Source organism: Senimuribacter intestinalis, assembly GCF_943192965.1.
GTDB classification, from domain to species: Bacteria; Bacillota; Clostridia; order Peptostreptococcales; family Anaerovoracaceae; genus Senimuribacter; species Senimuribacter intestinalis.
The window spans coordinates 46,981-68,225 of sequence record NZ_CALPCF010000006.1 but is presented as its reverse complement, the minus strand read 5'-3'; the positions used below and the strand labels follow the sequence as shown (position 1 = coordinate 68,225).

The window sequence follows — 21,245 nt, the reverse complement described above, 5'->3', positions numbered from 1 at the left end:
TATTTTTGTTTTATCTAAGTGAGAGATATTTTCTACTCGCTTAAATAGTATCATTGCGGACTTTACAGAATGAAGCAGTTTTATGAACTTTACAGGAATGACGAAAAGTGTCACCACTGGCAGCACAATTGAGTTGAACGGACTATCTCAAAATTATACCTATATGAAAGAGAATACATTTAATTTGCTTGCGATTGCAAGCAAAATTGGATATAATATAAGAAAAAGGAGGTAACACTATGGCAAACACATCCGCTGTATATGCGCGAATAGATACAACCCTGAAAGAGAACGCTGAAGGAATCTTGTCTCAGCTTGGCATTTCTCCATCAAGTGCAATTCAGATGCTTTATAGCCAGATTGTTTTAACGAGAGGGATTCCGTTCAATTTACGTCTCCCTTCCGAAAAGCCGTTAGCTATTGGTGCGATGACCAGAGAACAACTTGATGCAGAACTTCAAAAAGGTGTTGATTCCATTAAATCAGGAAACGTATATTCTGCAGATGAAGTTGATATGGCGCTTGCAAAGGAATTTGGGATATGACAAAAAAATATATAATTAACTATTCACAAGACGCACTTGACGATTTAAGAGATCTTTATGTCTACATTTCTAGTAAACTTCTCGCTCCGGGAACCGCTGCTGGTCAGGTAGGTCGTATCCGAAAAGGAATTCGTTCATTGGATTTCATGCCAACTCGTTATGCACTAGTCGAATGGGAACCTTGGCGTTCTATGAGAATACACCAGTTGCCAGTAGACAATTTCATTGTGTATTATTTGGTTGACGATGAGACGGAATCTGTCACAGTGGTTCGTATATTTTATGGTGGGCGTGATATCGAAGGAATTATTCGTTCAATTGAATAATACCGGTGCTTTTCGTATAAATAATTCAGAATGAAGCTTAGAAATATAGATTAACTGAAGCTGGAGGAGGCCAATTTGAAAAAGAAAAAAGATGAAATAACCATCCATTCGAGCGCAGCGGAATATCTAACCTATGTTGCCTCTGTTGGAGATCAGCAGGACAGTATTGAGATGCGCTATGAAGATGAGAATATATGGCTGACACAGAAGATGATGGCTACTCTATATGATGTTGGATTGCCGACGATAAATGAGCATATTGAAAAATTTACGCAGATAGTAAGTTAGAAGAGGCGGCAACTATTCGGGATTTCCGAATAGTTCAAACTGAAGGCTCTCGTCAGGTTACTCGTGATACGAAGCATTATAATCTTCAAATGATTATCGCAGTCGGCTTTAAGGTAAACAATGCGCGCGCTGTACAGTTTCGTAAATGGGTTAACAGTATCGTAAAAGACTATACCATCAAAGGCTGGGTTATGGATGACGAGCGTCTGAAAAATGGTGGTTCGGTACTTACAACAGAATACTTCGACCGTCTGCTTGAACAGATTCGAGAAATTCGCATATCGCAGCGCAGATTTTATCAGAAGATAACGGATATCTATGCAACAGCGCTCGATTATGATCGTACCGCGAAAACAACAAAGCAGTTCTTTGCGAAAGTACAGAATAAGATGCATTATGCGGTGCATGGACATACAGCGGCAGGGCTGATTTACGAGCGTGCGAATGCAGACAAGCTGCATATGGGACTTACTACATGGGAAGCAGCGCCGGATGGCAAAATTGTAAAAAGCGATGTCAGCATTGCAAAAAATTATCTTTCAGAACAAGAAATGCGTTCAATGGAGCGTATCGTATCTGCATATTTGGATTTGGCAGAAGATCGTGCAGAGCGTCACATTCCGATGACGATGGAAGACTGGTCAAAGCGGCTTGATTTATTCCTAATGGCAGATGATAGAGAAATTCTTCAGGATGCAGGAAAAATCACAGCAGAGATTGCTAAAGCAAAGGCCGAGACTGAATTTGAAAAATATCGTATTGTGCAGGATAGATTATTTATGTCTGATTTTGATAAATACATGCTTGAATTAGAGCAGAACGCAAAGGAATAGTTTACTGATTTCAGGTTGAGATGGTAAAATCCGGTAACTCAACTATTGGTACATTAGGAGTTAGTTGAGATAATAGACAAACTATTTGAGTTCAATAGATTACAGCGATGAAAGAAGGACAATGATGGAAATACGTTATATTACTCCGGCCGATGACCGACAGGAAATCAGCAAAGTATATGAAGAAAGCTGGAAATTTGCTTATAAAGGTATCATACCGCAGGATTACCTGGAGGGGATTCCGGAAGGACAGTGGGTATCAGCTCTGGACAGTTTCGGCTGGCGGACACTGATTTGTTTAGAAAAGGGAAAAATCGTCGGAACTACCAGTTTCGGAAGGTCACGATTTGCCCGGTTTGACCAGTGGGGCGAGGTTATATCCATCTATTTTCTGCCCGAATATATGGGGTGGGGTTATGGAAAAGCTCTGCTCAAAGCAGCAATGTCAGAGCTGAAAAAGATGGGCTATCCAAAGGTTTTTCTATGGGTATTGGAGGAGAATTACCGGGCAAGAGCTTTCTATGAAGCTATGGGATTTGTTCCTGCTGACGAATATTTAGATGATAATATCGGGGGAAAGGATTTGCGGGAAGTTCAATACATCTACAAAGAATCTGGAGGTACATATATTTGAACGACTTTGAAAAAGCATATGAAATGTTTTTTCCTTTCTGGGAGGAACTGACAGATACCGATCGGAGTCTGCTTTGCCAGCATTCATCTTTGGTACATTTTGAGAAAGCCCAGATGGTTCATGACAACAGCGGATGCACAGGTCTGTTTATTGTAAAAAGCGGGCGGCTCCGCTTATATATGCTCTCAGAGGAAGGAAAAGAGATTACGCTGTATAGGCTGCTTCCCGGTGAAATCTGCATGCTTTCCGCGTCCTGCGTACTGGAAAGCATTACTTTTGACGTGTTTGTGGAAGCGGAGGAGCCCAGTGACTGCTATATGATTGCAGCATCCGCATTTGGTGAAATCGGCGCTAGGGTGCCGGCAGCAAAGATTTATGCGCTGGAAACAGCAGTCGGCAGATTTTCAGACGTGATGTGGATTATGCAGCAGGTTGTCTTTATGAGTATGGATCAGCGTCTGGCGCTCTTTCTGCTGGAAGATGCAGGAATTAACGATCAAATGCTGATTACCATGACCCATGAACAGATTGCGCGGCATCTGGGCACGGCAAGAGAAGTGGTTTCAAGAATGCTGAAACGGTTTGCCGGGGATGGTGTTGTCGAAGTATCTAGGAAAGGGATACGGATTCTTGATATGAAAAAACTGCGGAACCTGGCGGGATGACGGGTTCCGTATTTTTTCGGTGACTTTGATCACGGAACGAAAGCAGAATTTTTGCTATCCTGGTGATAAGATAATAAGAGAGGGGAGTTTCCATGAAATCTAAGAAATATGCTGTGGTGGACAGCAGCAGGTGCGTTGCCTGCGGTACTTGTATGCTGGAGTGTCCTAAAGGCGCGATTTCCATTGTCAAAGGGTGTTATGCGTTCTGCGGCAGCGAAACCTGCGTTGGCTGCGGAAGATGTGCAAAGGTTTGTCCAACAGGCTGTATTGCCGTAATCGAAAGAGGTGAGGCGCAATGAAAAAACCGTGGTACACATGGCTGTGGATTTGGTCCATCGTTTATTTTTCACTTGGATTTTTTAATATCTTGTTTGCGTGGCTGGGCATGATTGATTTTTTGTTGCCGCTGGGCTTTGCCATTTTTGGAGGAACGAAAGGATTCTGCAATCGGTATTGCGGCAGGGGGCAGCTGTATCAGAAGCTAGGTGCGGGCTGCAACTGTTCTCGTAATAGACCGATGCCGAAATGGATGTATGCAAAATGGTTCCGCTATGGATTTTTAGCCTTTTTTATGACTATGTTCGGTAATATGTTATTTCAGACCTATCTGGTGGCTGCTGGTGCAGGTTCTTTGAAGGAGGCAATTAAACTGTTTTGGACGTTTCGAGTACCATGGGGCTGGACCTATACCCAGGGAACAGTTTCTGACTGGATTGCCCAGTACAGCTTTGGACTCTACAGCCTGATGCTGACATCCCTTTTACTGGGACTAATCGTCATGGTCCTTTATAAGCCGAGAACTTGGTGTACGTTCTGTCCGATGGGGACGATGACGCAGGGTATCTGTCAGCTGAAAAACAGAAACAAAGAAGAAAAAGCAGCGTAATTCTAATACTGGTACTGGTAGAATTTACAACAAGCGAATTGCCAGCTTTTAGCAAATCAATTAATCTTGAATCCTGTCGATGTTTGTAGTATAATAAAAATGCTTTCGTTTGTTTCTTTGTGTGGTCAAGCATGGAGAAATGAAAGCAGAATACTTTGGTATTAGTTAAAGGAGAAAGAAAAAGGAAAAAAACATCTAAAATTTTTGCAGTCCTGTTATCCCTGGTGATGATTATGGGCGTTACAGCAGTACTGACTGGTTGCGGCAGCGATGAGCCAAACACTTTGGAAAAATATATTGCTGATCATCCGGAAGAACAGAAAGCGATGGACGATGCAGTAGCTTCCTATGAGCAGGATGGCATGGCTGTTGATGTACAGATTAAAGAAAATGTAATCATCTATTCTTTCAAGTATGATGAAACCTTCGATGAAGATACTGTGGAACAGTTGAAAGGCTATTTCGAAAATGCAATGGGCAGCGTTGGATCTGTCTTTGAAAATATTGCAAAGACCTGCGAAGAGCAGACTGAAATCAAAGGTATTACCGTACAGGTTCTATATCTCAATGGCGACGACAGCGAGATTTACAGCCAGACCTTTGAAGCTGCAGAATAAGTGAAAATGATGGAGAATGCCTACATAAACGGAAAGTAACCGTTAAGAGGCATTCTCTTTTTTTATGGAAACAGGCATAACCCTTTACTGCCCAGCTTACAATGAAGCAGGGGGTGTGCATCTTGAACATAAAAATTTATCGTGGAACTCATCAGATTGGCGGCTGTATCGTGGGGATTTCAACACGGCAGACGAGAATTTTAATCGATATGGGAAAACAGCTTCCAGATACGAAGGGGAATATGCCGGCGGAAAATCTGTCCATTGACGATCCTTATGACGCAGTTGTTTTTACCCATTATCACAACGACCATGTAGGTCTTTTAGAATACATTGCGAAGAATATTCCGCTGTACATCGGGCAGGCGGCAAAAGAAATACTTTTTTTAGAGAAAGAACAGGCGGAGAGCCCGCTGACAGACAGGATTAACAAGATGCATACCTATCAGGAGGGAAAAACCTTTACAATCGGAGACATAAAGATTACGCCGATTTTAGCGGATCATTCCGCTTTTGACGCTTATCTGCTTCTGATTGAAGCAGATGGAAAAAGGGTGCTGCATACAGGAGACTACAGATTGCATGGTCTAAAAGGCGCTCGTATGGAACGCGCCCTTGCAGCACTTTCTGAAACAGTGGATCTGATGATTACAGAGGGCACAAATTTGTCTTATCATAATCCTGTCACAACAGCGGAGCGAGAGCTGGGAGAGGCGGCCAGAGTGCTGATGGAGCGGTATTCCTATGTTTTTGTATTGTGCAGTCCTGCGGACTTTGACAGACTGGCGATATTTCACAAGGCGTCTCTTTCCAAGGGTGCATTCTTCTGCGATCCATATCAGATGAAACTCCTTGAGACGGTACGGGAGTTTGATACAACGAACTCAAAGGAATACCAGTTTAAAAACAGTAAAGTGTATTTGGAGGCGCTGGCACAGCAGGTGCAGCAGGAAGCAGGTTTCTGCATGGCGGTGCGGGGAGAAAAGTCTTTCGCCGATGCGGTAAAACCGTATATAGAGAAACACAATGAAAAATCGCTGATGATTTATTCAATGTCGGAGGGATACTTGAAAAAACATAAGCAGACCTTGGAAAAGATGTTCGGTGGTTTTCGTTATGCGGTAAAACTACATACATCTGGTCATGCTTCAGAAGAAGCAATCTGGACTTGTGTCCGGCATGTGGCGCCGAAAAAAGTAATTCCCATTCATACAGAGCAGCCGGAAAAAATCAAGCTGGGTAGTATGCAAAACAGAGTGATTTTTCTTGCAGACGGGGAGGAATATGCTATACTGTAGAAAACAGCTTTTGGAGGAGTTATGAATGAAAATCTTTTGACACAAACTGTTTCTGTTGCTATGACGATCACTCGTTCCTATCTTCGGGAGGGGGATACTGCTATTGATGCTACTTGCGGCAATGGGAACGATACACTGACGCTGGCACAAGCGACAGGTATGAGCGGGAGAATTCTGGCCATAGACTTGCAGGAAGAAGCCATTCATGCAAGTCGGGGGCTTTTATCCGCAAACCAGATTGAGAATACAGAATTTATTTGCGGCAGTTTTGTGAATTTGGAAACGTACTGGCGTGCATGGAAGGAAAGAAATGAACAGAATGTGGCGGCTACGTTGGCACCTAAAGCGATAGTTTTTAACTTGGGCTATTTGCCTGGCGGCGATAAGAAAATGACCACCAAAACGGAAGATACATTGATTGCGGTGCAGCAGGCGCTTTCCATCGTTGCGCCAGGCGGAATCGTGACGCTGGTCCTGTACCCGGGACATGAAGAAGGGGCGAGAGAAAAAGACGCATTATTGAAATTTGCAGAGCAGTTATCTACGTCTCGTTTTCATACGGCACATGTAGACTTTCCCAACCAGAAGAAAAATCCGCCGGAAATTTTGTGGATTACAAAAAAGTAATGGTAGAAAATAGACAAGAAACAATGGCTGAACAGGAAACTTTGAGTGGAACTGAAAAGGTGCCGAGCGTATTAGCGCTCGGCACCTTTGATTAATGTATCAAACAGTTTGACTCCCTCAATGAGGACGGTGTCATCAAAATCATAGTTGTCGCTGTGGAGCGGAATGCCGCTGCCAGTTCCAAGGAAGAAGAAAATGCCTGGCATTTGCTGTTCAAAGAAAGAAAAGTCTTCTGCAATCATGACAGGTCTACGAAGTTCCACGTAGTTTAAATTCAGCAAAAGAGGTTTAGCCCGCTGGTACAAATCTTCTGTGTTGATTACAGCAGGGTGGCTTTTGCTGACATCCAGCTTGAATTTGATACCATAATGATGCTCCAACTCTTCGCCGAGATTTTTCATGGCATTAACCAATGTGTTCCACGTTTCCTCGGTGAAGGTTCGCATAGTACCGTCTAGTCGGCTGTAAGGGGAAATTGCATTACGAACAGTGCCGCTTTCCATTTTTCCAAACTTCAGAACGCAGCGTTCCTTTACGAAGAGAGACTTGAACATATAGATGTCGCTGATAAATTTGCAGGCGGCCTCCAGGGCATCTCGACCTTTTTCAGGTTCGCCGCAGTGGGCGCTGACGCCTTCAATTTCCACCTCTACGGAAGTGGACTTTGCCATCATAGGACCAGGGCGGGAAGCGATTTCGCCTTTGGAAAGCATAGGCCAAAGGTGCAGACCAAAAATAGCTTTTATATTGTAATGGTCAAACAGATGAGTGCCGCAAATGCGAAGTGCGCCGTCGATAGTTTCTTCAGCAGGTTGGAAGAGCAGCAGCGCATTACAGGTCATTTTCCGACCTTCTTTGATGTAGCTGTCTAAAAGTTTTGCAAAACCCAGCATGATTGCCATGTGTCCATCATGACCGCACGCATGCATACAGCCCTCGTGAAGAGAAGCATAAGGGGCGCCGGTTTCTTCCTGAATCGGAAGCGCGTCCATGTCTGCACGAAATGCGATGGTTTGCTCTTGCCCAAAATCAAAGTACGCAACAAGACCGGTCTTTACAATCTCATCTACTTGACAGGAAAGGGCAGACAAAATATTCTTTACATAAGCACAGGTTTTATAAACGTAGAACCCCAGCTCCGGAATCTGGTGAAGGTCTCTTCTGTATGAAATAATCTCTTGGGATAATTGGTCGAAATCTGTCATTGGTATACCTCCGTACTATTTATAATAATGTAGAAGTGGGATATAGTCAAATGTTCTTTTACTAAATGGGAGAATTATGGTAAAATAGATTTATGAAAAAAAAGAAGAAAGTTGGAAAAAAATTAAAGAAAAATATGCCGACCCTTTCAAAGACCGCAAAACTTATCATAGCGGCAGCAGCGGTTTTTATGTTTGTGTGTACATTTTCCATATTTTATGTGGTTCTTGGAAGTTACGACGGACTTGGACTGCCAAGATCTATGCCGGAGCATGATTATCAACTGAGCGGTATCTCAAAAGAAAAGGGAAGACTTTCCTATGAAGACGACAACTTCAAAACGGTGGCGGGTATAGATGTTTCCTATTATCAGAAAAAAATCGATTGGAAAAAGGTTAAGGCGGATGGTATTGATTTTGCCATGATTAGATTGGGATACAGAGGCTATGAAGGCGGAGATTTGACGCTGGACAGCCGCTTTAAAGAAAATCTTTCCGGTGCGAAAAAGGCGGATATCCACGTGGGCGTATATTTCTTTTCGCAGGCGGTGACCGTAGAGGAAGCGGTAGAGGAAGCCAAGTATGTGATTCGCCACATCAGAGGAAGAGGCGTGACCTATCCGGTGGTCTTTGATATGGAGCCAATTTCCGGCGCCCATAGAATCGACGATTTAAGCGTGCTGGATAAAACTGAAATTGCCGACGCATTTTGCCAGATTATTGAGAGAAACGGCTATACGCCGATGATTTATGGGAATCCAACATGGCTTTTGGAAAATCTGGATTTGCGCTATCTGACCCGTTATGACATTTGGCTGGCTCACTACACCGATGAGACGGATTATGCCGGCAAATTCAAATTTTGGCAGTATACAGACAGCGGCAAAGTGAAAGGCATTAAAGGAAAAGTAGATTTGAACCTGATGTTTAAGAAAAAATAAATAGAGAAAATAGAAGAAAGGAACTGACTTTATGGCAGATTATGAACATGTGGTGCAGACTTTTGCACCAGTATACGATAAAGACTCCACGGTGCTGATTTTAGGCACGCTGCCCTCTGTAAAATCCAGAGAATCCTGCTTCTACTACGGACACCCACAGAACCGTTTTTGGAAAGTTCTTGCAGAAATTTTTGAGGAACCGGTTCCTCAGACAATTGATGAAAAGAAGGGACTGCTTCTTAGAAACAGAGTGGCGATTTGGGATGTGGTAGAGAGCTGCGATATCATCGGATCTTCTGACAGTTCTATCAAAAATGTGACAGCTGCTGATGTGGCAAGTCTATTACAAGAAACAGGAATAACGAAAGTTTATGCAAACGGTGGACTGGCAAAGAAGCTTTATGACAGGTTTCTCGCAGAAAAAACAGGTGTTGCAGCTGTGCAGCTTCCATCAACCAGTCCAGCCAATGCAAGATTTTCACTGACAGATTTAGTAAATGAATGGAAGCAGATTCAGTTTTAAAACCGATTCTGTTTTAAAAGTATTGAAAAATATAGTTTGTGGGTATACAATAAAGAGTAAAAATATACGAATAGGAAGGTAAAGATGTGAAATTAGCAGAATTATTTAATCAGGAAAAGACAATCTTCTCTTTTGAGGTTTTCCCTCCAAAGAGAAATAATCCAATAGAAACCATTTATCAGACCTTAGATGAACTGCAGGAAATTAAACCGGACTTCATCAGTGTTACATACGGTGCAAGCGGAAGCCTTGCGGATAATTCTACCTGCGAAATTGCCTCAGCAATTAAGCAGAAGTACGGTATTGAGTCGGCAGCACATCTGACCTGCGTAAACTCTACCAAAGAAGAGGTATCTGAAGTTCTCCGCAGATTGGCAGACAACGGCGTAGAAAACATTTTGGCGCTTCGTGGTGATTTAGTGCCGGATGTGCCGCCTAAAAAGGAATTTAAGCATGCCAGCGAATTAATTACCTTTATTAAGGAAACCAAGGATTATGATTTTGGCATTTCCGGCGCATGCTATCCGGAGGGACATTTGGACAGCAGAAATCAGGTAGAGGATATTCTTAACTTAAAGAAGAAAGTTGATGCTGGTGCGCAGCATTTGATTTCTCAACTGTTCTTTGACAATGAGGTGTTTTACGATTTTGTGGACAAGGCAAGAATCGCTGGGATTAATGTACCGATTGAAGCGGGAATTATGCCGGTCACCAATAAAAAGCAGATTGAAAGAATGGTATCTTTATGCGGTGCCAGCTTGCCGAGAAAATTCACTAAGATGATGTCCAGATATGAAAATAAGCCTGAGGCTATGAGAGATGCGGGCATTGCTTATGCTGTAAATCAGATTGTAGATTTGGTGTCTCAGGGTGTGGACGGCGTACATCTTTACACCATGAACAATCCGTACGTTGCAAAGCGAATTAGCGAAAGCGTAAAATCTTTGTTTTAACGAGAGAAGAGAGGCAAATCATTGAATAAATTACTACAGTTATTTGAAGGAAAAGAATTTATATTTTTAGATGGGGGAACCGGAACACTTCTGCAGCAGCAGGGGATTGAAATTGGCAAGGTGCCGGAGGTTTTGAATTTCACGCATCCTGAGCTGATTCAAAAGATTCAGCGCTCCTATATTGAGGCGGGATCTGACGTGATCTGTACCTGTACCTTTGGCATCAGCGAGCATAAAATTGCTGGCTGTGGCTATTCTGTGGAGGAACTGATGGCGGAGGCTGTCAAGAATGCGAAAGCAGCGGCAGCAGGAACTGGCGCAAAGGTTGCGCTGGATATCGGACCAATCGGCAGAATGCTGGAGCCTAACGGAAACCTGTCCTTTGAGGAAGCATACGATATGTTCAAGCGGCAGATTCTGGCAGGCGTCGGCACGGATTTAATTATCATAGAAACAATGACCGACCTTTACGAGGCAAAGGCCGCACTTCTTGCAGCGAAAGAAAACACGGACCTTCCTGTCATCTGTACTATGACTTTTGAAGCCAATCAGAGAACTTTTACGGGAACGGAAGTGCGGGCGATGGCAATGACTTTGGAGGGGCTTGGCGCGGATGCAATCGGTATGAACTGCTCCCTTGGACCGGATGAGTTTAGGCCGCTGATTGAGGAGCTTTCTAAGTGGACGACTCTTCCGATTGTTTCAAAGGCAAATGCGGGACTTCCTGATCCTGCAACTGGTGCCTATCACGTGTCAGCAGAGGAATTTGCTATATCTACTGCGGCGCTGATTCCGTACGGCGTAAAGCTGGTCGGCGGATGTTGCGGCACGACGCCGGAGTTTATCAAAGCTTTGAACACTGCTTTGGCGGATAGGAAATACTGCCTGCAGGATCCGGATATTCCACCGGCAGTCTGTACCCCGGAAAAGACTGTCATCATCAATCAGCCGAGAGTCATCGGAGAGAGAATCAATCCGACCGGCAAAAAGAAGCTGAAAGAAGCACTGAAAGCAGGGGATATGGACTATGTGCTGTCGCAGGCAGCTGACCAGATTCGTGATGGCGCAGAAATTCTTGATGTCAATGCTGGCGTACCTGGAATAGACGAGAAAAAGGTTATTGTAAACATTGTGAAAGCTCTGCAGGGTATCACTGATGCACCGCTGCAGATTGACTCAGGAAATCCTGCAGTCATTGAAGCGGCTTTAAGAGTCTATAGTGGCAAGGCGATTGTAAATTCTGTCAACGGCGAAGAAAAGTCCATGGCACAGATTCTTCCTCTTGTAAAGAAATATGGCGCTGCTGTAGTGGGATTGACTTTAGACGAGGATGGAATTCCAAAGACTTGTGAAAAGCGTATTGAAATTGCGCAGAGAATTTTGGACAGGGCTTTGGCGCTGGGTATTCCGAAAAGAGATATTTATATAGACTGTCTGACCCTGACCGTTTCTGCAGAGCAGGAGAACGCTGCAAATACGCTTACTGCAATCAGATATATCAAAGAAACCATGGGATTGAAAACTGTTCTGGGCGTTTCTAATATTTCCTTTGGACTGCCGAATCGTGCCCTGATTAACCATAACTTCCTGCAGATGGCGCTGACCGCTGGTCTTGACCTTCCAATTATGAATCCGGGTGCTCCGGATATGATGAGGGCTGTGGCGGTCCATAAGCTGATTATGAACGTGGACAAAGGCGCAAAGGACTATATCGCTAAGTATAGTGAAGAAATTGGAACGGCGGCACCAACTGCTGCACCTGCAGCAAAACAGTCCAAAGCCGCTGAAGAAGTCAGCGGAATCGAATATGCGATTAATAATGGTCTTGCAGCGAATTGTAAGCAGCTCATTTTGGAAGAACTGAGGACAAGAGAACCTATAGATATTATCAATAATACTCTGATTCCAATTTTGGACAGGGCAGGAAAGGATTTTGAAACAGGCAGAATCTTTATTCCGCAGCTCATGCTGTGCGCTTCGACTGCGCAGAGCGCTTTTGAGGTAATCAAAGAGCGAATTGTAAGCAGCGGAACACAGCAGATGTCCAAGGGAGCTATTGTTATTGCGACGGTGCAGGGCGATATTCATGATATCGGAAAAAATATTGTCAAGGTAATTTTGGAAAATTATGGTTATGATATTATCGATCTTGGTAAGGATGTAGATCCCAAGCTGATTGCAAAGACCGTAGCAGACAAAGGAATTAAGCTAGTTGGGCTGTCAGCACTGATGACCACGACACTTCCTTCCATGAAAGAAAGTATTCGCCTGATAAAGGAGACTACACCGGACTGTAAGATTATGGTTGGAGGCGCTGTTTTAACAAAAGATTACGCTTTGGAAATTGGCGCAGACTACTATGTAAAAGACGCAACTGATTCTGCCAATGTGGCGAAAGGCGTTTTTTAAATATAAAGGACATACATGTCGGATTAGGAGGAACAAATGAAAAGATTATTGCAGGGCTGGAATAAAATCAGCCTGGTACAGCAGATTATCATTGGGCTAGTAATCGGAATCATCCTGTCTCTCTCGCTTCCAAATCAGGTTTCCGGGATTGCCGTCTTAGGAGATTTGTTCGTTGGAGCACTAAAAGCCGTAGCGCCGATATTGGTATTCTTTCTGGTAATGGCAGCAATTTCTCAGCATAAGACAGGACAGAAGACGAATATGAAATCCATTATTGGACTGTATCTTGTGGGCACTTTTTTAGCTGGTACTGTGGCTGCTGTTGCAAGCTTTATTTTTAAAGTACAACTGGTACTGACTGACACTACCAGCGATGTAGCGCCTCCAGGCGGTATTTCAGAAGTGCTGAAGAATTTAGTTTTTAACATTGTCGCAAATCCGGTGGATGCATTGCTCAATGCCAACTATATTGGTATTTTAACTTGGTCTTTGCTCCTTGGCATTGCGCTGCGCGGGGCGAGCGGTTCAACTAAGGAAATGATTTCTAATGTGGCAGATGCTATCTCTCAGCTTGTCAGATGGATCATCAAGTTTGCGCCTCTAGGCGTGATGGGCTTAGTATTTAACGCGATTGCTACCAGTGGAATTAAGACGCTGCTCAGCTACGGTCAGTTGATTCTGTTGCTGGTTGGAACCATGTTTTTTGTGGCTCTGGTTGTCAACCCAATCATTGTGTACGTAATGACGGGAAAAAATCCGTATCCGCTGGTACTGAAGTGTCTGAAAGACAGCGGTATTACCGCTTTTTTCACAAGAAGTTCTGCTGCCAATATTCCGGTAAACATGAAGCTTTGCGAGGAGCTTAAGCTGGATAAAGACACTTATTCTATTTCTATTCCGCTGGGTGCAACTATTAATATGGGTGGTGCGGCGATTACTATCTCTATTCTGACCTTAGCTGCAACCCATACCTTGGGTGTAGAAGTGGATTTTGTTACAGCTTTGATTCTGTGCATTTTGTCTGCTGTCAGTGCGTGTGGTGCCTCCGGCGTTGCAGGCGGCTCGCTGCTTTTGATTCCACTGGCATGTTCGCTTTTTGGTATTCCAAATGAGTTGGCTATGCAGGTGGTAGGTGTTGGTTTCATCGTAGGTGTCATTCAGGATTCTTGCGAAACAGCTCTGAATTCGTCTACAGATGTGTTGTTTACTGCAGCCGCGGATATTGCAAGCAAAAGAAAAAAATAAGATAATCCCTCACATATATATAAAAGGCATGCTCGGCAGTGTATTCACTTTCGGCATGCCTTTTATATATGTTGTTTCTAATGTTACGATTCGCTCTCTTCTGTGTGTGGCTGATTCAGAAGGAAGGTGAGAATGGTACCTGTATATCGTTCCAGTTTGTCTTCGTTGAAAGATATATTAATGATATTGCAATTTTTGTTCTTTTCGTATACGTAAGAGGTGTTCGTAGAAGGAACACAGTCCTTAAATTCCATCTGTGCGTTAGCGTAATCCCGGAATGCTTTAATAATTGCTCGGGCAAAATCAGAATCAGCGTCTGACTGCCAGCCGTCTTGTGAAGAGACTTTCTTGTAGTTGGCATTGGCAAGCCCGCAGATAATCTGATACTGATTATCTATCTCAGATAGAACGGATTCAGACAGGCTGTTAGCTGTTGCTGAAATGGTGCACACGCCGTCTTTTTCTTTCATGGAGCCGATACTGGAGATAGAGATGAGATTATCATCTTCGTCTTTATAGTATACGCCGTCAATGAGGGTATACAAAAGACTGATGGTATCGTTAAGACTTTCTTCCGTCATGACGCGCTTTGGAAGGTCGACTTCTTCGTAAGTGTAAGTCGCTTCTGGGTAATCTTCCAGATAATCATCGTTAAAGTTTTCAATGGCAGTTTCCATTCTAGCTTCAAACTTGTCAGTATCGTCTTCGTCAATGACTAAAGTGGCAGAGACAGATTTTGGATAAGTGTTTGCGTTGCTGCCTCCGCTGACCTTGGAAAGTTCATAAATCAGGGCGTTGGTTTTAAAATATGCCAGAAGATTTCCAAGTTCCTTGATTGCATTTGGATAGGAGGAAATGCGGGAGCTTGGTATACCGCCCGGAAGACCGCCGATTTTAATGCGATAGGCTTTGTCATTGGAAGGCTCTGTATAGGAAACCTTAGTAGTAAAGCGGTAGGTGGATCTGCCACCGGTGTTAGTGGACCACATGTTTCTGTCACTGTAGTTGAGACAGAATACGCTAGTATTATCGGTAAAGTAATTTTTGCTTAAGGCCTTGATTCCGTCGTAGCTGTGACCGGAATCGTTAGTAAAAATAATACGAAGTTTTCCTGTATTTTCGTTATTTTTTGCAAGATATAATGCACATGCCATAGGGATGATGCAGTCCTCAAACTGCTTTGCATCATAGGAGCAGAGGATAACAGTAGGGTTTGCTTCTTTATATTCTTTACTTGATTTCACACTCATGATAACGTTCTGACTACTGTCTGTAGTGCAATTAATACCTTTTTGCTTTGCCCAGCTTAAAAGATAGTCGCGAATCGCTTCATCTGAAGTCAGCGTTGCTGCAGAGTCTTCTAAATCGGTCCGGTAAGCGACAATCTTTTCTTGAATTTTGACTGATAAATCTTCTTCTTCCTCAGCACAGCCACTGAGTGAAAAAAGAGATGTTCCAATCAAAGAGAGCAGCAGTATGAATGGTACCAGCTTCTTCATTAGTAAATCTCCTTTGTGTCATTGTATTTATTTATTTTTGTTTTTTTTTGAAATAATCATTTATTTTACATAAAAAATCATATATAATGATACCATAAATAAGGACAAATTAGTAGTTTTTTTGAAAAACTTCACACAATCTTAAGAATTAACGGGAGATAAAAGATGGAATCAAAGAGTTTAATCATTAGGGAAACGGTATTTGATGACTGCCAGTATTTTGCGGAGTGGGAGACGCTTCCGGAAGTGACGGAGTTTTTTACCATAGATGAAGGCAGGTCTTATGAAGAGATCGTTACGGAGTATGTCAAATATAATCTGGATCCCACGAAGATGCAGTTTACTATTACAGAAAAACCAGAGGATAAACCTATCGGAAAAATTTATCTTTCCAGAATTGACACGCATGATGACTCGCTGGATGTCACCAGAATTTATATTGCAGATCCGTCTAAACGCGGAAAGGGATATGGGGAAGAAGCACTTCGCCTGATTTTGGAGTATGCTTTTATCAACCTGCATATGGAAAGGGTCACTATTGACCACTTTGAAGCAAATAAGATTGCCGCTTCTTTGTACGAGAAAGTAGGATTTAAAAACGAGGGTCTCATGAGGAATGCCGGTAAGAAAAATGGAAAATATATCAATCTTCAGTTAAAGTCCATGCTGAGAGCAGAGTACTACGAGAAACTTCATAAATAAGTAGCAGGTTGAACTGATTGAAATGAGCACATCGAGAATGATGTGCTTTTTAACTGCTTTGTATTTTTTTTAATTATTGCTGTTTAGAGGTTGACCTTCCGTGGTAACAATAGTATAATCACTTTGGGAAAAATTGAAAAAAGTACTAGATATTGTGGATGTTAAGGAGAAATTGCGAAATGGAAAGCATCATGAAAATTGTCAAGAGAGACGGCAGAACAGTCAATTTTGATGTAGAGAAAATAACAGAAGCTATTTTTAAAGCGGCTCAGGTACTGGGTGGTAAGGACAGAGATATGGCAGCATATCTTGCCAGACAGGTGGAACTTTATCTTCTGGAAATCTGTCACAATGCAACGCCTACTGTAGAGCAGATTCAGGACGCTGTCGAAAAGGTTTTGATTGAAGCAGGGCATGCCAGAACAGCAAAGGAATATATTCTTTATAGAGCAGAACGTACCAGGGTTCGTGATATGAACACCAAACTGATGCGCGTTTATGAAGATTTGACTTTTAAAGAAGCAAAGGATAATGACGTAAAGCGTGAGAATGCTAATATCGACGGAAATACCGCGATGGGAACTATGCTCAAATACGGTTCCGAAGGTTCCAAGGAATTCTACAAGATGTACGTCATTGATCCGAAATACGTAAAGGCACACGAAAATGGTGATATTCATATTCATGATATGGATTTTTATACGCTCACTATGACATGCTGTCAGATTGACCTTGTAGAGCTGTTAAAGGACGGTTTTTCCACAGGTCACGGTCATCTGAGAGAGCCAAACAGCATTGAAAGCTATGCGGCTTTGGCATGTATCGCGATTCAGTCGGATCAGAATGACCAGCACGGCGGTCAGTCTGTGCCAAACTTTGACTATGGCATGGCACCGGGCGTTCGTAAATCTTTCATAAAGCTTTACTACAGAAATTTAGGAAAGCTCCTTGAGGGAATTTGCGATATAGAGGACGGGGCAGCCAAGACAAAGGCTATTACTGCAACTATCAAAGAAAAGTACGGCGTTGACCCTTGCATGGCATGGGACAACAATTATCTGGAACTTGAGGCAGAATCTTTGAAAGAATATGCTTCTTCTGAGGAGATTGTAAAGCTGCAGAAGATGGCGAAGAAATTTACAGACAAAGAAATCAGAAGAAAAACCTATCAGGCAATGGAAGCATTGATTCATAACCTGAACACTATGCATTCCAGAGCAGGGGCACAGGTGCCGTTCAGTTCTTTGAACTACGGGACCGATACTTCTCCGGAGGGACGTCTTGTCATGGAGTGCATCATGAAGGCGACAGAAGCTGGTCTTGGCAACGGTGAAACTCCGATTTTCCCGATTCAGATTTTCAAGGTAAAAGAGGGCGTTAGCTATAATCCAGAAGATCCGAACTACGACCTGTTTAAATTGGCGTGCAGGGTATCTGCAAAGAGACTGTTTCCAAATTTTTCTTTCTTGGATGCTCCGTTTAACCTACAGTACTACAAAGAAGGACGGCCAGAGACTGAATGTGCATATATGGGTTGCAGAACTCGGGTTATCGGAAATGTGCATGACCCGTCCAGGGAAATCGTATACGGAAGAGGAAATCTTTCTTTCACCTCTATCAACTTGCCGAGACTTGCTATTAAGGCAAAGGGCGATATAGATATTTTCTTTGACGGTCTTGATCATATGATTGACACTGCCATCGGCCAGCTTAATGAAAGATACAAGATTCAGTGCCTGAAGAAAGTCAAGAACTTCCCATTCCTCATGGGACAGGGCGTTTGGATTGACTCCAAAGGCTTAAAGCCGGACGATACAGTGGAAGAAGTACTGAAACACGGCACTTTAACCATAGGCTTTATTGGTCTTGCAGAAGCGTTAAAAGCATTGCTCGGCGTACATCACGGAGAATCTGAGGAAGCTGAGAGGCTGGGGCTTGAAATTGTGGCATATATGAGAAAGCGTATGGATGAAGAAGCAAGAAAGACTGGTCTCAACTGGTCTCTGATTGCAACTCCTGCGGAGGGACTTTCCGGCAGATTTGTTAGAATTGATAAAGAAAAATACGGTGTGATTCCGGGTGTAACTGATAGAGATTATTATACCAATAGTTTCCATGTACCGGTTTACTATGATATTAATGCTTTCGATAAAATCAAAAAGGAAGCACCGTTCCATGCCCTGACCAACGGCGGTCATATTTCTTACATTGAACTGGATGGAGATCCGCTGAAAAATGTAGATGCCTTTGAAAAGGTTGTAAGATGTATGAAAGAAAGTGGTGTAGGCTATGGTTCTATCAACCATCCAGTAGATAGAGATCCTGTATGCGGCTATACGGGCATTATTGATAATGAATGCCCGGCATGCGGACGCAGAGAAGGGGATGGCAATCCTGATTTTGAAAGAATCAGAAGAATCACTGGATATCTGGTAGGAACCATGGATCACTGGAATGATGCAAAAACCTCCGAGGAAAAGGATCGTGTAAAACATGGAATCGGAGAAGGTTTTGAAAGAATCTAATAAGCTATGGAACATAACAATGAACAAACTCTGCGCATTGCAGGGGTCGTAAAAGAATCAATTGTTGACGGACCGGGTATCCGGTTCGTCGTTTTCAGTCAGGGCTGTCCACATCACTGTCCAGGCTGTCACAATGCAGTTACCCATGACTTTGAGGGCGGCTACGACTGCAGCATAGAGCGAATCTTAGCAGAAATCGATGCCAATCCTCTTTTGGACGGCGTGACTTTCAGTGGAGGAGAGCCTGTTTGTCAGCCGGAAGGATTTTTCATACTTGCCAGGGAAATTAAAAAGAGAAACCTTTCCATTATCATGTATTCCGGCTATACTTTTGAGGAGCTCCTTGAAATGGCAAAGGCACACTTGCCGCTTTCAGAACTCCTTGCTGCAGTGGACATCCTTATTGATGGAAAGTATGAGGAAAGCCTGCGAGACTTGACACTACTGTTTCGAGGCAGCAGAAATCAGCGGGTTATTGATCTTACAGCTTCATTATTTGCAGGCAGGGCAGTAATCTTGGAAAATTTCTAAGGTATTTGTGAAAAAATACTTGTAATTACTATAGAAACTGTGATATAATATCGCTTGTTCGATGTGAACAGATTTAAAATGAAGAAATGCAAGACATGCTTAACATATTATAAGGAGGTGCGGTAGATGTCAAGAAAATGCGAAATTTGCGGAAAAGGTCAGGTTTCTGGAAACGCTGTTTCCCATTCCAACAGACACACTAGAAGAAAGTGGAATGCAAACATTCAGACTGTAAGAATCAATGACAATGGTACAGTAAGAAGAGCCAATGTATGTACAAGATGCATCAGATCAAACAAGATTAACCGTGCCATCTAATGAGGCGATGAGAAACCCACTGAATTCAGTGGGTTTTTTGTTTATGACCTAACCCAATTTGCGAAGCAAATTGTTGGTAGGTCAACTGAAGAATTGCATTCCGGCTAAAGCCGGGCAATTCCTGTATGACACCTTCCAACGATTCACAGTGTGAATCGGGATAGGTGTTCAAACGCGAGGCTTCTCTGTAAAGACGAGCCGAAGGCGAAGGCTGAGCAGCAAGAAGCTACGGCGATACCTAACCCAATTTGCAACTTGTATCATTTTCTTAGAAGACTGATGCCGCAGATGACAAGTACCGCACCGAGGAGCAGAATCCAGGCTTTTGGCGGAAGAAAAAAGGCGAAGACCGTGATTACGCCAAATACAAGCAGAATAAATCCAATATCCCTGGCTTCTTTATAATGGCAGAAAGCCTTTCTTTTTTTATTGCAGTTATGATAATTTCCCATAAAATTCACCTGACTTTATTTTATGCGAAAGAGGGGAAACTGGTGACTGCTTTTTATGGATTTGTGGAGAAAGACAGCAGGAAACGTCAGTAAAAGTTGCATGACGATGGACCTTGTGTTATGCTTTAGCAAGGAGAAGTCGATATATCGGAAGTTGAGGTGTGTGAATAATGAAGTTAAAGAATATATTGATTGTTGTCAAGGATATTGAAAAATCGAAACAGTTTTATCATGACCTATTCGGTCTTGACATGGTGCTCGATAATGATGGCAATATGATTTTAACTGAAGGTCTTGTGCTCCAAGATGAAAAAATTTGGGAAACATTTTTGGGAAAAGATATTATTTCGAAAAGCAATTCTTGTGAGTTGTATTTTGAGGAACAAAATATAGAAGCATTTATTGAAAAATTGGAAAAACTATACCCAGAGGTTCAATATGTTAATCGACTTATGACGCATAGCTGGGGACAAAAGGTGATTCGTTTTTATGATTTGGACGGTAATTTGATTGAGGTAGGGACACCAATGTAATGCGATAAATTCCAGTTTTTCAGGAAGGTACAATCCGAAAGCCATGCTGGCAACAGAAAATACTTGCGATAGTTTCTTTGGGAGGGTAAACTATACATAACATGCAAATATGCAGGAAAGGAAAGCAACATGGGCATTATTAGAAATATTTTAGCTGCAAGAAAGATGATCAAAGAAGCGGAGGCTGAAGCAAAGAAATACAAAGAGATGACAGAAGAAGAATTTTATGCTTTAGATGATGATGTGTTCTATGAAGGTGTGCAAGCAATCATTTATGCGGAAACTATTTGTTTAGAACCGAAGGAATGTTTAGAATCCGTCGGAGGCGCATTACGTACTTTCTATATTCTGGATTATTTTGACATGGAGGTGCAGAACGGGGGATTGTGCCAGTTTTTTGTGAATTCCAGTCGGGCAGTTGCACCTTATGTTGGAGAAGCTTTAAAGGAAATCGGTGCAGACGAATATTATAACTTGTACCATTCTTTTTGCGAAGAAAATCAAATAGATCTTACAGAATTAGATTCCTATTCTATTGAGAGATTGGAAGATTATGCAGAGCAGTTGCAACGTCAGCCTTTTGACGAATTTGATGACGCATACTATGCATTATATGAAAAAGAGCCATTATGTAACAAAATGGCAGAGTATATGAAAAAACAGGAAATAGGTAGAGAAATTTAAAGAGGTGCT

25 protein-coding genes are annotated in these 21,245 nt (G+C 42.6%); 22 read left to right on the top strand and 3 right to left on the bottom strand.

Annotation, left to right across the window (positions count from 1 at the left end):
- The first annotated feature begins 239 nt into the window (after positions 1–239).
- The 11 genes from NFR88_RS07260 to mnmM all read left to right on the top strand — a co-directional run bounded on the left by NFR88_RS07260 (position 240) and on the right by mnmM (position 6,719).
- The gene (locus NFR88_RS07260) at positions 240–545 is read left to right on the top strand and encodes a type II toxin-antitoxin system RelB/DinJ family antitoxin (protein WP_251614546.1); all 306 of its coding nucleotides are present in this window, start codon (positions 240–242) and stop codon (positions 543–545) included.
- Positions 542–871 (top strand): type II toxin-antitoxin system RelE/ParE family toxin, encoded by a 330-nt coding sequence (locus tag NFR88_RS07255; RefSeq protein WP_251614543.1) that lies wholly within the window; start codon positions 542–544, stop codon positions 869–871. Before NFR88_RS07260 ends, NFR88_RS07255 begins: the two co-directional genes overlap by 4 nt.
- A gap of 75 nt (positions 872–946) precedes the next feature.
- Positions 947–1,159: a hypothetical protein gene (locus NFR88_RS15220; protein ID WP_465250577.1), complete on the top strand. Its 213-nt coding sequence runs from the start codon at positions 947–949 to the stop codon at positions 1,157–1,159.
- Positions 1,138–1,992, top strand: coding sequence for a virulence RhuM family protein (locus NFR88_RS07250; RefSeq protein ID WP_465250578.1), 855 nt, complete (start codon positions 1,138–1,140; stop codon positions 1,990–1,992). The genes NFR88_RS15220 and NFR88_RS07250 overlap by 22 nt, the downstream gene beginning before the upstream one ends.
- Positions 1,993–2,116: 124 nt before the next feature.
- A complete protein-coding gene (locus NFR88_RS07245; protein ID WP_251614540.1) occupies positions 2,117–2,626 on the top strand; it encodes a GNAT family N-acetyltransferase in 510 nt (169 codons plus the stop codon).
- Positions 2,623–3,291: a Crp/Fnr family transcriptional regulator gene (locus NFR88_RS07240; RefSeq protein ID WP_251614537.1), complete on the top strand. Its 669-nt coding sequence runs from the start codon at positions 2,623–2,625 to the stop codon at positions 3,289–3,291. Before NFR88_RS07245 ends, NFR88_RS07240 begins: the two co-directional genes overlap by 4 nt.
- A 92-nt stretch (positions 3,292–3,383) precedes the next feature.
- Positions 3,384–3,590 carry a 4Fe-4S binding protein gene (locus tag NFR88_RS07235; protein ID WP_251614534.1) on the top strand — a complete coding sequence of 69 codons (207 nt, stop codon included), beginning with the start codon at positions 3,384–3,386 and terminating at the stop codon, positions 3,588–3,590.
- The gene (locus NFR88_RS07230; RefSeq protein WP_251614532.1) at positions 3,587–4,177 is read left to right on the top strand and encodes a 4Fe-4S binding protein; all 591 of its coding nucleotides are present in this window, start codon (positions 3,587–3,589) and stop codon (positions 4,175–4,177) included. Before NFR88_RS07235 ends, NFR88_RS07230 begins: the two co-directional genes overlap by 4 nt.
- A 155-nt stretch (positions 4,178–4,332) precedes the next feature.
- Positions 4,333–4,794: a DUF4854 domain-containing protein gene (locus tag NFR88_RS07225; protein ID WP_251614530.1), complete on the top strand. Its 462-nt coding sequence runs from the start codon at positions 4,333–4,335 to the stop codon at positions 4,792–4,794.
- 122 nt (positions 4,795–4,916) lie between these two features.
- Complete coding sequence (locus NFR88_RS07220; protein ID WP_251614528.1) at positions 4,917–6,092, top strand: MBL fold metallo-hydrolase; 1,176 nt, start codon at positions 4,917–4,919, stop codon at positions 6,090–6,092.
- A 21-nt stretch (positions 6,093–6,113) separates the two neighbouring features.
- Entirely contained in the window at positions 6,114–6,719 is a 606-nt protein-coding gene (gene mnmM / locus NFR88_RS07215; protein WP_251614526.1) for a tRNA 5-(aminomethyl)-2-thiouridylate-methyltransferase MnmM, read from the top strand.
- A 71-nt stretch (positions 6,720–6,790) separates the two neighbouring features.
- On the opposite strand, the gene NFR88_RS07210 is transcribed toward mnmM, so the two are convergent.
- Positions 6,791–7,924, bottom strand: coding sequence for a M20 metallopeptidase family protein (locus NFR88_RS07210; protein ID WP_251614524.1), 1,134 nt, complete (start codon positions 7,922–7,924; stop codon positions 6,791–6,793).
- Between the two features lie 92 nt (positions 7,925–8,016).
- On the opposite strand from NFR88_RS07210, the gene NFR88_RS07205 reads away from it, so the two are divergent.
- The 5 genes from NFR88_RS07205 (at position 8,017) to sstT (ending at position 13,992) form a co-directional block, all read left to right on the top strand.
- A complete protein-coding gene (locus tag NFR88_RS07205) occupies positions 8,017–8,862 on the top strand; it encodes a glycoside hydrolase family 25 protein (protein WP_160201336.1) in 846 nt (281 codons plus the stop codon).
- A gap of 31 nt (positions 8,863–8,893) precedes the next feature.
- Positions 8,894–9,385, top strand: a complete 492-nt coding sequence (locus tag NFR88_RS07200) for a DNA-deoxyinosine glycosylase (RefSeq protein ID WP_161908441.1) — start codon at positions 8,894–8,896, stop codon at positions 9,383–9,385.
- Positions 9,386–9,471: 86 nt separating this feature from the next.
- Complete coding sequence (metF, locus tag NFR88_RS07195; RefSeq protein WP_160201338.1) at positions 9,472–10,338, top strand: methylenetetrahydrofolate reductase [NAD(P)H]; 867 nt, start codon at positions 9,472–9,474, stop codon at positions 10,336–10,338.
- 21 nt (positions 10,339–10,359) lie between these two features.
- A complete protein-coding gene (locus NFR88_RS07190; RefSeq protein ID WP_251614522.1) occupies positions 10,360–12,747 on the top strand; it encodes a homocysteine S-methyltransferase family protein in 2,388 nt (795 codons plus the stop codon).
- A 36-nt stretch (positions 12,748–12,783) separates the two neighbouring features.
- Positions 12,784–13,992, top strand: a complete 1,209-nt coding sequence (sstT, locus tag NFR88_RS07185) for a serine/threonine transporter SstT (protein WP_251614520.1) — start codon at positions 12,784–12,786, stop codon at positions 13,990–13,992.
- A gap of 83 nt (positions 13,993–14,075) precedes the next feature.
- Here the strand turns inward: sstT and NFR88_RS07180 are convergent, their stop codons facing one another.
- Complete coding sequence (locus NFR88_RS07180; RefSeq protein ID WP_251614516.1) at positions 14,076–15,491, bottom strand: zinc-binding metallopeptidase family protein; 1,416 nt, start codon at positions 15,489–15,491, stop codon at positions 14,076–14,078.
- Positions 15,492–15,656: 165 nt separating this feature from the next.
- Between NFR88_RS07180 and NFR88_RS07175 the strand changes: the two genes are divergently transcribed.
- The 4 genes from NFR88_RS07175 (at position 15,657) to rpmB (ending at position 19,567) form a co-directional block, all read left to right on the top strand.
- The gene (locus tag NFR88_RS07175) at positions 15,657–16,193 is read left to right on the top strand and encodes a GNAT family N-acetyltransferase (RefSeq protein ID WP_160201342.1); all 537 of its coding nucleotides are present in this window, start codon (positions 15,657–15,659) and stop codon (positions 16,191–16,193) included.
- 179 nt (positions 16,194–16,372) lie between these two features.
- Complete coding sequence (locus NFR88_RS07170) at positions 16,373–18,718, top strand: anaerobic ribonucleoside triphosphate reductase (protein ID WP_251614513.1); 2,346 nt, start codon at positions 16,373–16,375, stop codon at positions 18,716–18,718.
- Between the two features lie 6 nt (positions 18,719–18,724).
- The gene (nrdG, locus tag NFR88_RS07165; protein WP_251614510.1) at positions 18,725–19,249 is read left to right on the top strand and encodes an anaerobic ribonucleoside-triphosphate reductase activating protein; all 525 of its coding nucleotides are present in this window, start codon (positions 18,725–18,727) and stop codon (positions 19,247–19,249) included.
- 126 nt (positions 19,250–19,375) lie between these two features.
- Positions 19,376–19,567 carry a 50S ribosomal protein L28 gene (rpmB, locus tag NFR88_RS07160; RefSeq protein WP_160201345.1) on the top strand — a complete coding sequence of 64 codons (192 nt, stop codon included), beginning with the start codon at positions 19,376–19,378 and terminating at the stop codon, positions 19,565–19,567.
- Positions 19,568–19,827: 260 nt separating this feature from the next.
- Here the strand turns inward: rpmB and NFR88_RS07155 are convergent, their stop codons facing one another.
- Entirely contained in the window at positions 19,828–20,019 is a 192-nt protein-coding gene (locus NFR88_RS07155; RefSeq protein WP_251614507.1) for a hypothetical protein, read from the bottom strand.
- Positions 20,020–20,189: 170 nt separating this feature from the next.
- Here NFR88_RS07155 and NFR88_RS07150 point away from each other — a divergent pair, with 170 nt between their 5' ends.
- A complete protein-coding gene (locus NFR88_RS07150) occupies positions 20,190–20,552 on the top strand; it encodes a VOC family protein (RefSeq protein ID WP_160201347.1) in 363 nt (120 codons plus the stop codon).
- 165 nt (positions 20,553–20,717) lie between these two features.
- The gene (locus NFR88_RS07145) at positions 20,718–21,236 is read left to right on the top strand and encodes a DMP19 family protein (protein ID WP_251614504.1); all 519 of its coding nucleotides are present in this window, start codon (positions 20,718–20,720) and stop codon (positions 21,234–21,236) included.
- Positions 21,237–21,245 lie beyond the last annotated feature (9 nt).

Bases quoted from the DNA above. Each gene is read 5' to 3' on its own strand.
- NFR88_RS07230 (WP_251614532.1), top strand. From the start codon at position 3,587: ATGAAAAAACCGTGGTACACATGGCTGTGGATTTGGTCCATCGTTTAT.
- mnmM (WP_251614526.1), top strand. From the start codon at position 6,114: ATGAATGAAAATCTTTTGACACAAACTGTTTCTGTTGCTATGACGATC.
- NFR88_RS07175 (WP_160201342.1), top strand. From the start codon at position 15,657: ATGGAATCAAAGAGTTTAATCATTAGGGAAACGGTATTTGATGACTGC.
- NFR88_RS07210 (WP_251614524.1), bottom strand. From the start codon at position 7,924: ATGACAGATTTCGACCAATTATCCCAAGAGATTATTTCATACAGAAGA.
- NFR88_RS07235 (WP_251614534.1), top strand. From the start codon at position 3,384: ATGAAATCTAAGAAATATGCTGTGGTGGACAGCAGCAGGTGCGTTGCC.
- NFR88_RS07260 (WP_251614546.1), top strand. From the start codon at position 240: ATGGCAAACACATCCGCTGTATATGCGCGAATAGATACAACCCTGAAA.
- nrdG (WP_251614510.1), top strand. From the start codon at position 18,725: ATGGAACATAACAATGAACAAACTCTGCGCATTGCAGGGGTCGTAAAA.
- NFR88_RS07150 (WP_160201347.1), top strand. From the start codon at position 20,190: ATGAAGTTAAAGAATATATTGATTGTTGTCAAGGATATTGAAAAATCG.
- NFR88_RS07155 (WP_251614507.1), bottom strand. From the start codon at position 20,019: ATGGGAAATTATCATAACTGCAATAAAAAAAGAAAGGCTTTCTGCCAT.
- NFR88_RS07145 (WP_251614504.1), top strand. From the start codon at position 20,718: ATGATCAAAGAAGCGGAGGCTGAAGCAAAGAAATACAAAGAGATGACA.
- NFR88_RS07205 (WP_160201336.1), top strand. From the start codon at position 8,017: ATGAAAAAAAAGAAGAAAGTTGGAAAAAAATTAAAGAAAAATATGCCG.
- NFR88_RS07245 (WP_251614540.1), top strand. From the start codon at position 2,117: ATGGAAATACGTTATATTACTCCGGCCGATGACCGACAGGAAATCAGC.
- NFR88_RS07255 (WP_251614543.1), top strand. From the start codon at position 542: ATGACAAAAAAATATATAATTAACTATTCACAAGACGCACTTGACGAT.
- NFR88_RS07180 (WP_251614516.1), bottom strand. From the start codon at position 15,491: ATGAAGAAGCTGGTACCATTCATACTGCTGCTCTCTTTGATTGGAACA.
- NFR88_RS07200 (WP_161908441.1), top strand. From the start codon at position 8,894: ATGGCAGATTATGAACATGTGGTGCAGACTTTTGCACCAGTATACGAT.
- rpmB (WP_160201345.1), top strand. From the start codon at position 19,376: ATGTCAAGAAAATGCGAAATTTGCGGAAAAGGTCAGGTTTCTGGAAAC.
- NFR88_RS07170 (WP_251614513.1), top strand. From the start codon at position 16,373: ATGGAAAGCATCATGAAAATTGTCAAGAGAGACGGCAGAACAGTCAAT.
- sstT (WP_251614520.1), top strand. From the start codon at position 12,784: ATGAAAAGATTATTGCAGGGCTGGAATAAAATCAGCCTGGTACAGCAG.